Genomic DNA, 15,138 nt, shown 5'->3' with positions numbered 1-15,138 from the left:
CAGTCTGCCTCATCTTTTGACCATATAAAGATTTTGTTTTTATTCAAGCATTTTCTGCACTGGCTTGAACGGTTTTAAATACCCAGCAAATTGAATCAAAAAAAAACCGCCATATGGCGGTTTTTTTTGGACTGAATATGTCTTATGGGTTTTTTGTACGGACTAAATTTAGAAAATGCAGATGCCTCTCATATTGATCAATGACATCTTGCAAAAGGTCTTCTTGTGTCCAATCAATAATATCGTAATTTTGACCGCCTTCTCTTAAAAATACCTCAGCCTGATAATCATGCAATATTTCCTTTACATCGATCATAAAGCTGGGGGTATTTTTTTCCTGCACAACCACTTGGTAGATAAAATTCATTTCATCCTTATGATTGACTCTGAGCTGCAAACCATTTTCTATATGATGAATAGACACATCTAAATGACGGCGTTCAAACTCTTTCTGCAAATTTAAAAAGGCTTTTCTAACGGTCTGATCAATATATTGTTCAACCTCTTCACGTGTATGCGGGTAATGCATAATCAGTCCTAAACGCTGCTGCCAGCTTCTAGGATTCTGAATGGCTCTAGGAGTAATACGCGCTTCTTGCAGCGCCTGCATTTTAGTCACATCTAAATGCAAAGCTTTTACCAATCCCCAGCAAATCAGCAGCATGATAAAAGTAAATGGCAAGGCGCTTAACATGGTTGCCGATTGCAGTGCCCCTAAACCGCCAGCAAGTAAGAGAACAATAGCCAGAACAGCCATTAAGCTAGTCCAAAACAGCCGCTGCCATGCAGGAGAGTTTTCTGACTTAGCTGTTAAATAATCCGTGACTAAAGCTCCAGAGTCAGCCGATGTCACAAAAAATAGCATGACCAACAGCGTTGCCACAAAACTCATGATGCCAGAGTAAGGCAATGTATTTAAAAACTCAAAAAGCGCAACTGATGAGTCCCGCTGTACTGCAGCAATCAGCGAGGTATTTGCTTCATTTAAAATACTGTATAGTGCGGCATTTCCCATAACCCCCATCCAAATCAGGGTAAAGCCTGTCGGAATCAGTAAAACACCAACAATAAACTCGCGAATCGTGCGGCCTTCAGATACTCGCGCAATGAACATACCTACAAATGGCGACCATGAAATCCACCATGCCCAGTACATAATGGTCCAGCCCCCAATCCAGCCATTCGATTGATATGCGTATAAATTGAAAGTCATATTAAATAAATTTGAAAAATATTGACCTGCATTTTGTATGGTCGTTTGCAAGATAAAGATCGTAGAACTTGCAAAAAACACGAATAGCAAAAGAATTAAGGCTAAACCCAGATTAATTTCCGACAGCCTTTTAATGCCTTTATCTAACCCGATAAAAACTGATAATGAAGCCATACCTGTAACAATGACAATTAAAATAATCTGCGTGGTTATTGAATATTCGATACCAAACAAATAATTAAGGCCCGAGTTAATCTGTGTCACCCCAAAGCCTAATGTGGTCGCAACACCAAATACCGTTCCAATGGTTGCAAAGGTATCTACACTGTCCCCAATTGGACCATAAATTTTTTTTCCAACCAAAGGATATAAAGCAGAGCGAATTTTTAAAGGTAAATCATGTCTATAGGAAAAATATGCTAATGCTAGGCCAACAATTGTATAAATTGCCCAAGCATGCAAGCCCCAATGGAAAAAGGTAACACGCATCGCTTGCTGAGCGGATTGAATGGTTTCTGGTTCACCTGCAGGAGGTGAAGCATAGTGCATGACAGGCTCTGCGACACCAAAGAACATTAAACCGATCCCCATGCCCGCAGTAAACAGCATGGCGAACCATGAGCTGTTGCTGTATTTGGGCTGGCTGTGATCTAAGCCCAGTTTAATTTTGCCCATATTTGAACAGGCAATATAAATAAGCACAATTAAAAAAATAGCGACAGATAATACATAGAACCAGCTAAATGAATCTGTAACCCATTGGTTCAGCTGCTTGGTGACTAAATCAAATGCATTTGGCGCCAAAAATACAATGGCAATAAAAATACCAATAATAACAACAGTGCTGATAAAGACATTTGGATTCACATTAGAATGCCATGACGGTTTCAATGAAGACATACCTTCCCTATTCCGTTTTATTTGTAAGACAGATCTAAATAGATCAAAAAAGATAGCCGCTAGATGCGGACAAAACAGGCCTGTAATGATGAGTGCGATCGCTTTTTTCTCATCTTTAGCTAAATATTTAGCCATATAAAATGAAAAATAAAACCTGACTCAATCAAAGCCACTGCTTAGAATCTACACATGTTATCATCTTTTCAGATAAATAATTCAATATTAAACAATAAATCAAATTAAGACTTGTATAAAAATAGTATCTGAACTTAAAAATTATATATATTTATCAAACACTTACCACCAACACAAAAGAACAACTTCTTTACGGACACAGCATAGTTGACTGATTTTCATACTACAATTGTAACGCAGAGCATGAAAAAGACCGCCTTTAGGCACTGCTTTCCCGCAGTTTAAGTTCAGTTTATTTAGGATATGCAAGTACGGCAGAAAGTGGGGTATGAGGAAGACAGGCTTTGGCTTACTTGAAGCTCTGAAATAAACAATTCATCAATAAAGAATTGAAACTCACTTGCATTAGCGTGGCAAGAAAGGAATAAATCAGCATCAAACCACTATAACAATTTGATTGTTATTTTTTACTTAAAACGATTATTAGGCGGCCTTTTTCCAATGATTTATGCGGCTTTAAACAGCGATAACTCAAACCCAAATAAAACATATACAGTCTGAAAAGCTCAGCATTAATTCAAGCTGACAGGTACAAAAACAAATCGCCAGCGCCTTAATTAATTCTGAGCTTTAAAGCATTTATTAGATATTTTTCATAAGTTAAAAATTAATCAACAACTCGCAGTAAGATTAATACTGAAAGCCCCTTCTCCCTTTGGGTTGTGAATTAAGTATTGATTAAAAATTGACAGATGCAAGAAATCTGTTGAAATCAGCGTTATTTCATCCATTTTTTAAATATGCTTATTCGTCAATAATATCAGCAAATTGAGCACATAAAACAGAGGCTAAGTCTTGCGGTTTCAAGCCAATATCCAAACCGCGCTTGCCGCCGCTGACATAGATCTTCGTTAAACTTTGCGCATTGATCTCAATGACCGTTTTTAAGCGCTTTTTTTGCCCAACTGGACTGATACCGCCAACTAAATAGCCTGTCAAACGCTCCGCATCTTTAGGATCAGCCATTTTCAGCTTTTTACAGCCAAAAGCCGCGGCTACTTTTTTCAAGTTCAGCTGATGTTCTACTGGCAAAACCGCAACATAATAGTTTTTTTCATCTGTAACCATAAGTGTCTTAAACACTTCAAAAACGTGCAGGCCCAACTTTTCAGCAGCTTCTAAACCAAAGCTTTTTGCGTCTGGATCATGTTCATATTCATGAATGGAATATTCAATTTTTTGAGATTTAAGTAATTTGCAGGCAGGTGTCATTGTTTTTCAAACACATTTTTAAACATGCTGTCCAGTATATGCCTAAGCCGCACGCCTGTGCAGAGTTTAGGTAATTTTTTCTAGACATCTCTTGTTCTTTTTCAAACCCATAAATTTAATCAGGCAAATAGCGGCACGGAAGCCAATAGCGCCTAACCTTCGCTGCTATTGACTTCATACATACTACATAAAGGAGCTGTATTTCTTATTTCGCACTAAAACCAAACTTTTGGAAAATTTTAGCTCGGCGCTTTTCTATAATATTGGCTTTGCTTAAATCGCCATCATAGTGGTCATAGACACGCTGATCCATCATTTTAAACCACAGTGACGGAATCAATGCTGGAATCAGCATGGTTGCGTAGCCGCTTGGCAGCTCTGGCGCTTCATCAAAGTGGCGCAGCGCCTGAAACGGACGTGTAGGATAAGCATGATGATCTGAATGGCGCTGCAGCTGATATAAAAATAAGTTTGTCACAATGTTGTTATTGTTCCAGCTGTGTTCAGGCATGGTACGCGCATAACTGCCATCCGCCTTTTGCTCACGCTTCAAACCATAATGTTCAATATAATTAATAATTTCAAATAAACTAATGCCATACAGCGCTTGCGCTGCCAAATACGGCGCCACTTGCTTGCCAAACAGTTTCAGCATGCCCGCATGAAAGCCTGCACTCATTGCCCAGCCATGAAACAGCTCATTTTCTTTACTGAAGAATGACAGCCCCTTACGTTTTAAACGTTTACTTTCAATTTCTACCGCAGATTTCAGACCGCCAAACACTGTACGCGGCCAAAACTCATAAAAAGTTTCACCCATTTTAGAAGACGCAGGATCTTCAGGCGTAGCAGCGCGTTTATGGTGGCCATAAGGATGCTCTATTCTAAAATGGTTATAAGCCAGCGGCGCCAATGTTGCATGTGACCAGTAATGATCTTTTTTATTTGGGCGGTGGCAAAGCTCATGCGCCGTATTCACGCCTACACCATTAATTGCTCCCATGGAGATGCCTAATAATATCTGATCCAGCAGCGACACATTTTGACGTGTAACCACATAGCCTGCGAAGACATTGGCTGCCATTTGCAGCGGGATAAACAGCTTTACAATACGGTCATAATAAGGGTCTTGGACCAGTACTTTAATTTCATCATCACTAGGATTGTTGTCATCTGCGCCAACCAAAGCATCTATTGTTGGAATAATCACATGCAGCAGCAAAGGACCGCCCAAGGCGAATGCTTTCTTAGTGACTTTGGGGCCAAAATGGTAGCCAGCTAAAATACCGATACCGATTACTGGCAGACCTGGACTCAGCAGCCAGCCAAAACGTTTTTTATCAATTTTTGCGCCAGTCATAGCGCTCAGCTGTTCTTGGTTTAATTTTACTGGGGCATTCATCTGCGAATCTTCCTATTTCCTTCCTATATGTTTATATTTCAAGAAATACGGAAGCAATAACAGTTGCAAGCGTCCAAAAAAACTATGTCAAAGTCTTTGGCTTCTATTGATAATAGACTGGCCTAAATACTGGATATAGACTGTTTGCATGAGCAGCATAAGCCACTTTTCAAAAAATAAAGAAAGATCAAAACATGGATGCATTAAGCAAAATTTTAGATGATATTCATTTAAATCACTCTGAATACATTTACCTCAAAGCGCAGAATAACTGGGCCTTTCAGTATCATGAACAAGGGACCATGATTGCTTATGTCATCATACAAGGGCAATGTCTGATGCATATACAAGATGCACAAGTTCAGCTTCAAGCCGGTGATTTAATTTTGGTCCCCGCAGGTACAAATCATTTTTTCACAGCATCAGAACATACTGTCTACAAAGATGCTTTAGAAATTACACCGCTGTTTAATCAGCAGCTGAAAAAAACCATTCATGTTGAATCAGACCAGCTTCCAGCACATGAAGAGTCTTTTATTTTAGCGATACGCAGCCATGTCGATAACATTATGGCAAAGCCGCTGTTTAATGCTTTACCTCAATATCTGCTCACGCAGCACATCATGAGCAGCACAGCACCTGAATGGCTGCAAATTGGCTTGCAGTTCTTAGCCGTAGAAGTCAATCAAATTCGCCCCGGACGGGATAAAATACTTGATCATCTGGTCAGTATTTTATTTATAGAATGCATGCGTGATCATATTGCGCAGCTGAAAGATTCTCAAAACTGGCTGAATGCGCTTACTCATCCGAACTTATCAAATGCCTTAGCAGCCATTCACAGCAGGCCAGAATTTTCTTGGACTGTGGAAAGTTTAGCTGAACAGTGCTGTATGTCTCGTTCCAAATTTGCCAACTTATTTACCCAGTTCATTGGCGAAACACCTTTAGCGTATTTACAGCAGCATCGGCTGCGTTTAGCCTCACAGCATTTGCGACAAGGACAGCTTTCTATTCAGCAAATTGCGCATCGCGTTGGCTATTCTTCCGAAACAGCTTTCAGTCAAAGTTTTAAACGCCATTATGAACTGACGCCAAGCCAATATCGCCAGCAGTTTCAGTAATGGCTGTATTTTCAGAAAATTACTTACTCAAAACACATTCCATAAAAAAGCAATGACCGAAACCATTGCTTAAATATACGGCTAAAAAAACCAATAAACCCGTTGAATATCTTTAAGGCTGAAGCAAGTCCATCACGGCCTGTACAGGATCTTCACTATTTCCAGATAACAGCTGCTTATGCATCGTAATATGCTGCATTGCTTGAATTTGTGCAGTTTCCACATTCATCAATTTTTCAATTTCAGCCGCTAGACTTTCAGGTGTTGCATCATTCTGAATTAATTCTTGAATGACTTTTTTACCCGCAATAATATTCGGCAGTGAATAATACGGAATTTTTACTAATAATTTTGCAATCCAATACGTTAAACTGTTCAGCTTATAAAAAGTCACCATTGGGCGGTGCAGCAGCATGGCTTCCAGCGTTGCCGTACCCGAAGCTAAAGCAATAATATTAGAAGCATTCATGACCTGCCGGCCAATTTTGGACTCGGTATCACTATTTTCCATCAGCTGAATACGGGATTTCAGCTCAGCCGGATATTTCTCAAGCAGCATTTCAATCTGCTGTTTCCGCGCATCATTAATGGCTGGAACCAGGAAGATATAATCTGGGTGCTTCGCCGCAACGATTTGGGCTGCATCTAGCACCAATGGCCCTAAACGCTCAATCTCACCGCGGCGGCTGCCTGGCAATAATGCAATATGTTTTTGAGATGCATTTAAACCCAGCTCTGTTTTTGCCTCTGCAATTGGATTTTGCAGCGGCAATTGACTTGCTAAAGGGTGACCGACAAAAGCAGCGGGCACCTGCCATTTCTGAAAAAATGCCTTTTCAAATGGAAATAAACACAAGACCAAGTCAATACTGGCCTTAATGCCATGCACACGGCCCTGACGCCATGCCCAAACTGACGGGCTGACATACTGTACTGTTTTGATTGGCAGCTGTTTTTGTTTCAAGCTTTTAGAAAGACGTAAATTAAAGTCTGGCGCATCAATACCGATAAAGACATCAACAGGATCTTTGGTCCACGTTTCTACCAAACCGTCACGCACGGCAAAAAGCTTTTTAATCTCTTTTAAGACTTCCACAATCCCCATCACAGATAAAATATCCATGGGATAGTAGCTTTTAAAGCCTTCTGCAATCATTTGCGGACCGCCAATGCCTTCAAATTCAGCATCAATACCCTGCTCACGAAAACGGCGAATCAATTTGGCGCCCAAAGTATCTCCTGAAACTTCTCCAACCACGATGCCTATTTTAAGTTTTCGATTTTGCAAGGTTCAGTCCTTTTATAAATAAAGCTTTGCGTATTGATTCTAACATAAACAATAAATTATAAATGATCAGCAGCCGTACACATTTCATTTAGATCAATCCAGCCAAAGAAGTCTCATTTGCTCAGCATTCATATTTGGCTTTCAAATGAAATATTCCAGCCTTTACATGCATTTTACCGCTGCTCATTAAATACCCCGCTTTGGCATTATCAAAACAGTAAAAAAGAAGTTTTCATTCAGCATATCTCTCTGCAGCCGCATGATAATTATAAGTCCATTACAATGATTCACTCAGAACTGAACAGCTGGATACAGCACCAGCAGAGGCTGCCGGAAACACTCAGATGGCTGATGCTGCTCAACATGCTGCACATCTTTTTCCTGCTCTCTAATCAGCTGAATTCAGCTTTAAAAAAGAACTGAAATTAGCCGCTTTATCTTTTTTTTGCATAAGTACATCAACAATCAAGACAACGACTTATATTTAAAAGTCATAAGATATGCTCGTTTTTTGATATTTGGCATACAACAATGTTTGGTCCTCTAGAATTTATTTTGGCTGGTGTGCTGGTCGGCTTCTGTGTCGGCATTACAGGCGTAGGCGGCGGATCGCTGATGACCCCTATCCTGATCAGCCTCTTTAGAATAGAACCTCATATTGCTATCGGCACTGACTTGCTCTATGCCGCGATTTCAAAATTCTGCGGCTCATTTGTTCATGCAAAAAAACTCAATATTGTTTGGCCTATTGTCATTTGGCTGGCTGTCGGCAGTATCCCTGCATCATTTGCAACACACTGGGTATTAGACAACTACTTAAGCCAATCCAGCAGCTATAAAGCAGTTTTAACCACCGTTTTAGGTTTCATGCTTACACTGACTGGTTTATCTATTATCTTCCGTAACCGTATTGAAAACTTCTTTAACAAGTTCCGCAAAGCAGATGAAATCGATGATATGTCTGCAGACCTTGAGCGCATTAACTTCCAAGCAAAGCAAAAGCGCATCATGATCATCATCATGGGCGTTGTCTTAGGCGTATTCGTGACATTATCATCCGTCGGCGCAGGCGCATTTGGCATCATGGCTTTAGTGCTGATGTTTCCTAACTTGCCAATGATCCGCATTATCGGTTCTGACGTCGTGCATGCCGTATTGCTGACTTTTGTTGCCGGCATGGGGCATATGAGTTCAGGCAACGTGGATTTTGTCCTGCTTGGCTGGCTGCTGTGCGGCTCAATTCCTGCCATTGTTATCGGTACCCTGATCAGCTCACGCATGCCTGAAAAAATCATCCGTAAAATTTTAGGCATTACCCTATTCGCATTAGGTGTAAACTTTATGATCAATCCTGTAAAAGGCAAACCTGCGCCGCAGCCTGAAACTGCCGCGGTCAGTATTGTGTCAGAAAATGTGAAGAGTTAAATTAAACCTTGGATTCATCAATTTTTTTTAGAATATTCATTCGACTTTTTTATAACAAAGCACTAAGCAATTCGTGTTATATTCAAGCAGTGAAACCCTTCAACGTACGATAAACCAGTGACGGCAATGAATACTTTACAGTCAAATTCTATTACCCAAAATGACATCGATGATGTGAATGTAAAAAGCATTCAGCCTCTCGTGACACCTGCACAATTAAAATCAGAACTGCCGCTGACTGAAACTGCCTATCAGACCGTCCTTAAAGGCCGTGAAACTGTACGCAATATTCTGGACGGCAATGACAAGCGTCTATTCGTCGTCATTGGCCCTTGCTCTATTCATGACACTAAAGCAGCGCACGAATATGCTGACCGCTTAAAAGCCCTGAGCGACAAAGTTAAAGATACGCTTTATATTGTTATGCGTGTTTATTTTGAAAAACCGCGTACTACTGTAGGCTGGAAAGGCTTAATCAATGACCCAGACATGAATGACTCTTTCAATATTGAAAAAGGTTTGCGTCTTGGCCGTAAATTATTATTAGAACTGAATGAAAAAGGTTTACCTTGCGCAACTGAAGCATTAGATCCAAACTCACCGCAATACTACCAAGACTTGATTTCATGGTCTGCAATTGGCGCACGTACAACAGAAAGCCAAACACACCGTGAAATGTCTTCTGGCCTTTCATCTCCTGTCGGCTTTAAAAACGGCACAGACGGCGGTTTAACTGTTGCAACAAATGCGATGCAGTCTGTTAAACATGGCCACAGCTTCTTGGGTCTAAACGAAGACGGTCAAGTTTCTGTAATTAACACAAACGGCAACCCGTACGCGCACGTAGTACTTCGCGGCGGCAACGGCAAGCCAAACTATGACGCAGGTTCTGTCGCTGAAGCTGAAGCAGCTTTAGCCAAAGCAAAAGTCAGCAGCAAAATCATGATTGATGCCAGCCATGCCAATTCAAACAAAGACCCGTACTTGCAGCCATTGGTATTGAAAAATATTACTGAGCAGATCCAAGACGGCAACAAGTCTATTGTCGGCATCATGGTTGAAAGCCATTTGAAAGGCGGCCGTCAGGACATTCCTGCTAATTTATGTGATCTTGAATACGGCAAATCTGTAACTGATGGCTGTATCGACTGGGATACAACAGAAAAAGTGCTCTTAGAGATGGATGAGGCGCTAAAAGCCTTATTGCCAAATCGCTAATTCAAATAAAACGCCATCGTCAAGATGGCGTTTTTACTTTATAGTAAAACTCTGATTAGAACCTTAAAAATAAGCTTATGAATGATATTGAACATAGTTTAAGTCAGGTTGAAAACTTTCAATGTATCCATGAACACCTGCTGACATCTGGACAGCCAAATGCTGAACAGCTAAAACTCATCAAAGAGTATGGTGTAACAACTGTGATCAATTTAGAGCTGACAGATGCAAACGGCCATTTAAAATTTGAAGACCGCATTTGTCTGGACTTGGGGCTAAACTATATTCAAGTGCCTATTCACTGGGACACACCTTCAGACGATCAATGTCTGCTGGTTTTAGACATGATTGACCATTTAGTGCAAGAACAGACCATTTGGCTGCATTGCACGCAAAATATGCGTGTCAGCTGCTTAATGTATTTATATCGCCAATATTATATGGGTATGAGCATGCCTGAAGCCCATGAGCTGCTGCATCAAATTTGGGAGCCGAATGAAACTTGGACCGGACTTATGCATGCTGTAGGCATGCAGCTCCAAGGCCGAAAAGCAACCCAAGAACTGCAGCACTCACTCATTCACCCCGATCATTTTGCGTGAGTGATTAACACCGTCGCTGTCGACAAAATACCTTCTTGACGGCCAGTGAAACCAAGCTTTTCAGTGGTCGTTGCCTTTACGCTAATTTGCGTCACATCAACACTTAACACATCTGCAATACTCTGGCGCATTTCCAGATTATGCTTCGCCAATTTCGGGCGCTCACAAGCAACGGTAATATCAACATTATTCAATACATAGCCGCGGTCTAAAATCAGCTGATAAACATGCTTCAGCAGTATACGGCTATCTGCGCCTTTAAAGTTAGGGTCTGTGTCAGGAAAGTGCTGGCCAATATCCCCTAGTGCCAATGCGCCTAAAAGCGCATCACAAAGCGCATGCAAAACCACATCACCATCGGAATGCGCTTTTAAACCATGCGTATGCGGAATTTGCACACCAGCTAACGTAACAAAACTGCCTTCATCAAAAGCATGTACATCCAGTCCCTGACCAATACGAATTTGTGCAACCACGGTATGATTCCTTAGAAATAAATGATTGAAATCTTGTATTCACGCTTTCTATTTCGCTATAGTTAGGTCAAGCGCAACATAGTGAAAGTATAAGCGATCATGCTGTTGAAAACTGATATAAAAATCATCAAAAATCTAGGATTTGCACTAAGTCTTAGCTGTATAGCCGCGCCTGCTGCTTTTGCAAAAGCAGTAGACTGTTCAAGCAGCTCAAGCGCCATCCAAAAATTTTGTTCTGACACCTTTACAGAACAGCGGGAAAAATTAGAAAACCTGTATTTAACAGCAGCGCTTGTCACAGATGCGCCTGTGCGGATTATTCAAGATACACAGCAGATCTGGATCAATCGATTACAGCAATGTAAATCTATGGATTGCTATAAACAGCTTTTTGAAATGCGCGCAGATGATCTGAATATTTTTGTTTCATTAAATCAAAGTCTAACTCAGCACTATTTAAAATATGAAGACGGAAAACCAGCTAAACCCGTCGTACATTTAAAAATACATCAGCTGACCAAAGACCGGATCAAAATCGAAGGCTTATCTTACCGCAATCCGAACAACCGCCTCGAAACACAGATTATTCCATTTTTAGCCTATACGACACCGGCAGAGAAAAATGAAGTTATAGACAATGAACATGACTGCAAATATCAGTTCAACTATAGCAAAGCAATACTTTCAGTCAAAACCAGCCAAAAAGGCTGTGAGCGGTTTAGCGGTATTTACCGGCTGTATGACTAAACATCTCTAAAAACTAAAAGGCACAATTATGATTGTGCCTTTTTTATATGAATCATTTACAGTTTAAATTGGATGTGCATGCGCTACTTGCTGGCTGATCATAGCAGCTGTCGCTGCTGACAGTGTCCAGCCCAAATGGCCATGGCCAGTATTATAAAATACCCGCTCACGCCGGCCGCGATTTACGATTGGCATCATATTCGGCATCATCGGACGCAGCCCCGCCCATGGCACAGCAAATTCAGTCGAAAGATCAAAGTTTTTATTTACCCAGTCAATCAGCGGCTGAATACGGTCAGAACGGATATCACGATTATAACCATTAAATTCAGCGGTTCCCGCCACTCTTAAGCGGCTTGCACCCAGCCGAGAAGTTACAATTTTTGCGCTCTCATCCAGCAAACTGACCCATGGGCCGCTTTTTTGGCTCAGCTCATCGCGAAGCTCCACTGTAACTGAATAGCCCTTAACAGGATATACATTTACACGGTCACCCAGCATATCGGCCAAATGGTAACTGCCGACACCGCCACAAACCACAACCGCATCTGCCTCTAACTGCTCCAGCACTTCATCAGCTGCCAGCATATTTTCATCACTGGCTTTTAGCTCAATACTTACCCCTTGCGCATGATGCTGAATATGGGTCACTTCGTGACCAAATAAATAACTGACCCCTTTATTTTCAGTAACCTTAGCAAGTTCACTGGTAAATTTATGAATATCGCCAGTTGCATCCCCTGGACAGTAAAATCCGCCGTAATATTCCCCAGTCAAACTTGGCTCAATAGTTTTAATTTCATCATTATTTACAGCATGACGCTCCAAGCCGCCCTCGCAAAGCATATCATTCACTTTGATTGCGACATCATAGTCTTGTTTACTATGATAAAAATGTAAGATACCGCGCTTTTCCAAATCAAAGTGAATATCTTCAATATCTGCTATTTCAAATAGCCTTTGGCGAGCCAGCAGCGCCATACGAACCGTTTCTTGCGTATTTTCCTTATAATGTTTGATATTGCCTAAAAACTCCATCAGCCATGCATATTTATGCATGCTGAAACTTGGGTTCAAAAGCAGCGGAGCAGATTTTTGCGACATCCACTTAATGCCTTTGAGCACTGTAGCTTTTTGATTCCATACTTCTGCATTACAGGCGGAAAGCTGCCCTCCGTTAGCAAAAGAAGTTTCCATTGCTGGATATAAATGTTTGTCTACTACAGTCACACGATAACCCAATAAGGCTAGCTCATATGCCGTCGTGACACCTGTAATCCCTGCTCCAATAATTGCAATATGACACATACTTCCTCCTTAAAATGCAGCTGCATTTTAAATTGGGTGCCTCATCTGTCTTTCGTTAGTACTTTAACGACCTGAGAGCTTCAGCAGGTATCACCTCATGCAATACGAGCCTTCCTCCTTCGGTGAGCGCTTTTTTTATAGTCGCACTGCTCTCCAGATGTGAAATTGCTGCAGTCCTTTTGCCTGAGAGTTTCCTGAGGCCTTGCTCCTTCGGCGAACGCATCTTTTCAGCGTTGCTCTCCTGCAGCAATTGATACAGCCTTAATATGAGCAATTTATGTACAAGCCGATAGCTGCTAAATCACAATTAATTGTTTTAATTTGTATACAAAGCTAAAACTGAATAGCCAATGCAAATTAACAACCCTCATTATTTTGATCTCATCTATACTAATGTCTGAAATATTTGAATTTTTAATTATTGATCATGGCTAGTTTTAATGATTTTTCCACCGTAATTGCTCAACAGTCTATAGAACAGCTTTTACATACAGATGCCCTATTACTCGGCTCATCTGACGCTATCAGCAGCTATTATTGCCCCTTCGATGCGATAAACACACAAGCAAAAGTGGTGCTCGTCGGTATTTGCCCTGGCAAGGTGCAATGGAAAAATGCATTAACTTCGGCTCGGCAAGCGCTTAAAGCTGGCTTAACATTAGACCAGATACTATTAACAGCCAAAACTTCTGGTGCTTTTAGCGGCCCGATGCGCAGCAACCTAATACACATGCTCGATTACGCGGGTTTAGCCCAAAAACTGGACATTCAGAGTACCGCAGCTTTATTTGAGCCTCAAAATTCTTTGGTTCATATGACATCTGTACTGCGTCATTGTATTTTAATCAATGGTGAAAACTATAATGGTTCCAGTCCAAATATGCTGAAAAATACATTTCTAAATCAGCATATTCAACAGTACTTTATTCCTGAAACGGCGCAGTTTCAAAATGCTGTATATATTCCTTTAGGAAAAAGTGTAATTGATGTGCTTTATCATTTGTCTAGCTTAGGCTATTTGAAAGAATCACAAATTTTGGACGGTTTCCCTCATCCTTCTGGTGCAAATGCAGAACGAATTAAATATTTTTTAGGTGAAAAATCCGCAAATCAACTCTCTGCAAAAACCAATGCGCAAATGATAGACCAAGCAAAAAATCGACTTTTAGACAAAATCAATCACATCAATTTTAAAGCATCGACTTAAAATTGATAGATAGCGCCTAGGGCGTTTTTAAACCTTGCTATGTATTTCGTACAATACTGCAGCGAGGCTTACAAATAGCAATCGATAAATACAAATAAATCATTCATTTATTTGTATTCAAGCTGCAATTATAATTGAAAAGTGTGATTTATTTTACTTTTTATAGAAATTATGTGATTATTTTAAGAAGAAACACCCTTTATAAAAATTAAATTTTCTTGGGAAATACAATGAAAAATTATTTAAATCTAGCGTTGATTAGTATTGCTCTTACAGGCTGTATTGCCGTTCCGACCAGCCATACTGTTGAGACCAACCCTGCTGCGCTAATTAAGGGTGCCAGCAATGTTGATAACTCAAAAAATGACATCACACGTATTAACACTCGCGGACAGCTGCTTTGCGAAGCAGGCACAGTATGTCCAGAAGTTGAAATCGACTGGAATAAGAGCCAAGGCAATTATCCAACAACTTTCCATTTATATGACCGTAAACAATATGAAATTAAAGAAGTAAATTTCGTCATTGACGGCAAACCGCGCTCTTTTAGCACAATTGGCAACACAGCTAGCCGCAATATCAATAATTCGGGTATTTTCCAATCTTCAAATACAATTGAAATACCGGCAAACTATTTCAGCCAAATTCATAAAGCAAAAAATATTCAAATTATCATCAGCACAAATGATGGCGATTTAGTCAATGATATGCTGCGTAATGGCAAACCATCAGATGCTTACCGCCTATTTTTACGCGCATACTAATCCGCAATAAAATACTCTCTCATCTTTAAGCGTGTCTTCCGATACGCTTTTTTATGC

Annotated in this window: 13 protein-coding genes and 1 riboswitch; of the genes, 7 read left to right on the top strand and 6 right to left on the bottom strand. The window is 40.5% G+C overall.

The window, feature by feature from the left end; all coding sequences use genetic code 11:
* Positions 1–142: 142 nt before the first annotated feature.
* From D7V32_RS14670 to D7V32_RS14660, 3 genes are all read right to left on the bottom strand, one after another.
* The gene (locus tag D7V32_RS14670; protein WP_120403585.1) at positions 143–2,113 is read right to left on the bottom strand and encodes a BCCT family transporter; all 1,971 of its coding nucleotides are present in this window, start codon (positions 2,111–2,113) and stop codon (positions 143–145) included.
* A 939-nt stretch (positions 2,114–3,052) separates the two neighbouring features.
* Positions 3,053–3,520: a Cys-tRNA(Pro) deacylase gene (gene ybaK, locus D7V32_RS14665; RefSeq protein WP_120403584.1), complete on the bottom strand. Its 468-nt coding sequence runs from the start codon at positions 3,518–3,520 to the stop codon at positions 3,053–3,055.
* 205 nt (positions 3,521–3,725) lie between these two features.
* Positions 3,726–4,922 carry an alkane 1-monooxygenase gene (locus D7V32_RS14660; protein ID WP_120403583.1) on the bottom strand — a complete coding sequence of 399 codons (1,197 nt, stop codon included), beginning with the start codon at positions 4,920–4,922 and terminating at the stop codon, positions 3,726–3,728.
* A 194-nt stretch (positions 4,923–5,116) separates the two neighbouring features.
* Here D7V32_RS14660 and D7V32_RS14655 point away from each other — a divergent pair, with 194 nt between their 5' ends.
* Positions 5,117–6,046, top strand: coding sequence for an AraC family transcriptional regulator (locus D7V32_RS14655; RefSeq protein WP_120403582.1), 930 nt, complete (start codon positions 5,117–5,119; stop codon positions 6,044–6,046).
* A gap of 112 nt (positions 6,047–6,158) precedes the next feature.
* Here D7V32_RS14655 and lpxB read toward each other — a convergent pair whose 3' ends face one another.
* Positions 6,159–7,334, bottom strand: a complete 1,176-nt coding sequence (gene lpxB, locus D7V32_RS14650) for a lipid-A-disaccharide synthase (protein WP_120403581.1) — start codon at positions 7,332–7,334, stop codon at positions 6,159–6,161.
* Positions 7,335–7,865: 531 nt separating this feature from the next.
* Between lpxB and D7V32_RS14640 the strand changes: the two genes are divergently transcribed.
* From D7V32_RS14640 to D7V32_RS14630, 3 genes are all read left to right on the top strand, one after another.
* Positions 7,866–8,759 carry a sulfite exporter TauE/SafE family protein gene (locus D7V32_RS14640; RefSeq protein ID WP_120403579.1) on the top strand — a complete coding sequence of 298 codons (894 nt, stop codon included), beginning with the start codon at positions 7,866–7,868 and terminating at the stop codon, positions 8,757–8,759.
* Positions 8,760–8,885: 126 nt separating this feature from the next.
* Entirely contained in the window at positions 8,886–9,977 is a 1,092-nt protein-coding gene (locus D7V32_RS14635) for a 3-deoxy-7-phosphoheptulonate synthase (RefSeq protein WP_120403578.1), read from the top strand.
* 77 nt (positions 9,978–10,054) lie between these two features.
* Positions 10,055–10,579, top strand: coding sequence for a protein tyrosine phosphatase family protein (locus tag D7V32_RS14630; protein ID WP_120403577.1), 525 nt, complete (start codon positions 10,055–10,057; stop codon positions 10,577–10,579).
* On the opposite strand, the gene ispF is transcribed toward D7V32_RS14630, so the two are convergent.
* Entirely contained in the window at positions 10,567–11,055 is a 489-nt protein-coding gene (gene ispF, locus D7V32_RS14625) for a 2-C-methyl-D-erythritol 2,4-cyclodiphosphate synthase (RefSeq protein WP_120403576.1), read from the bottom strand. The two genes, D7V32_RS14630 and ispF, sit on opposite strands and share 13 nt — an antisense overlap.
* Before the next feature lie 99 nt (positions 11,056–11,154).
* Here ispF and D7V32_RS14620 point away from each other — a divergent pair, with 99 nt between their 5' ends.
* Positions 11,155–11,802: an A1S_1983 family putative colistin resistance protein gene (locus D7V32_RS14620; protein ID WP_120403575.1), complete on the top strand. Its 648-nt coding sequence runs from the start codon at positions 11,155–11,157 to the stop codon at positions 11,800–11,802.
* A gap of 63 nt (positions 11,803–11,865) precedes the next feature.
* On the opposite strand, the gene D7V32_RS14615 is transcribed toward D7V32_RS14620, so the two are convergent.
* Positions 11,866–13,110 (bottom strand): D-amino acid dehydrogenase, encoded by a 1,245-nt coding sequence (locus D7V32_RS14615; protein ID WP_120403574.1) that lies wholly within the window; start codon positions 13,108–13,110, stop codon positions 11,866–11,868.
* A 161-nt stretch (positions 13,111–13,271) separates the two neighbouring features.
* A riboswitch (glycine riboswitch) is annotated at positions 13,272–13,364 on the bottom strand.
* Between the two features lie 173 nt (positions 13,365–13,537).
* Here D7V32_RS14615 and D7V32_RS14610 point away from each other — a divergent pair.
* Positions 13,538–14,317 (top strand): hypothetical protein, encoded by a 780-nt coding sequence (locus D7V32_RS14610; RefSeq protein WP_228200231.1) that lies wholly within the window; start codon positions 13,538–13,540, stop codon positions 14,315–14,317.
* A 230-nt stretch (positions 14,318–14,547) separates the two neighbouring features.
* Positions 14,548–15,081: a hypothetical protein gene (locus tag D7V32_RS14605; protein WP_120403572.1), complete on the top strand. Its 534-nt coding sequence runs from the start codon at positions 14,548–14,550 to the stop codon at positions 15,079–15,081.
* Positions 15,082–15,138 lie beyond the last annotated feature (57 nt).

The organism is Acinetobacter tianfuensis (assembly GCF_003611465.1).
GTDB lineage: Bacteria > Pseudomonadota > Gammaproteobacteria > Pseudomonadales > Moraxellaceae > Acinetobacter > Acinetobacter tianfuensis.
The sequence above is the reverse complement of the archived record's forward strand: the minus strand, read 5'-3'. Positions and strand labels throughout refer to the sequence as shown.

Bases quoted from the DNA above. Each gene is read 5' to 3' on its own strand.
- D7V32_RS14670 (WP_120403585.1), bottom strand. From the start codon at position 2,113: ATGTCTTCATTGAAACCGTCATGGCATTCTAATGTGAATCCAAATGTC.
- D7V32_RS14635 (WP_120403578.1), top strand. From the start codon at position 8,886: ATGAATACTTTACAGTCAAATTCTATTACCCAAAATGACATCGATGAT.
- ybaK (WP_120403584.1), bottom strand. From the start codon at position 3,520: ATGACACCTGCCTGCAAATTACTTAAATCTCAAAAAATTGAATATTCC.
- D7V32_RS14610 (WP_228200231.1), top strand. From the start codon at position 13,538: ATGGCTAGTTTTAATGATTTTTCCACCGTAATTGCTCAACAGTCTATA.
- D7V32_RS14640 (WP_120403579.1), top strand. From the start codon at position 7,866: ATGTTTGGTCCTCTAGAATTTATTTTGGCTGGTGTGCTGGTCGGCTTC.
- D7V32_RS14615 (WP_120403574.1), bottom strand. From the start codon at position 13,110: ATGTGTCATATTGCAATTATTGGAGCAGGGATTACAGGTGTCACGACG.
- D7V32_RS14630 (WP_120403577.1), top strand. From the start codon at position 10,055: ATGAATGATATTGAACATAGTTTAAGTCAGGTTGAAAACTTTCAATGT.
- D7V32_RS14655 (WP_120403582.1), top strand. From the start codon at position 5,117: ATGGATGCATTAAGCAAAATTTTAGATGATATTCATTTAAATCACTCT.
- D7V32_RS14620 (WP_120403575.1), top strand. From the start codon at position 11,155: ATGCTGTTGAAAACTGATATAAAAATCATCAAAAATCTAGGATTTGCA.
- D7V32_RS14660 (WP_120403583.1), bottom strand. From the start codon at position 4,922: ATGAATGCCCCAGTAAAATTAAACCAAGAACAGCTGAGCGCTATGACT.
- D7V32_RS14605 (WP_120403572.1), top strand. From the start codon at position 14,548: ATGAAAAATTATTTAAATCTAGCGTTGATTAGTATTGCTCTTACAGGC.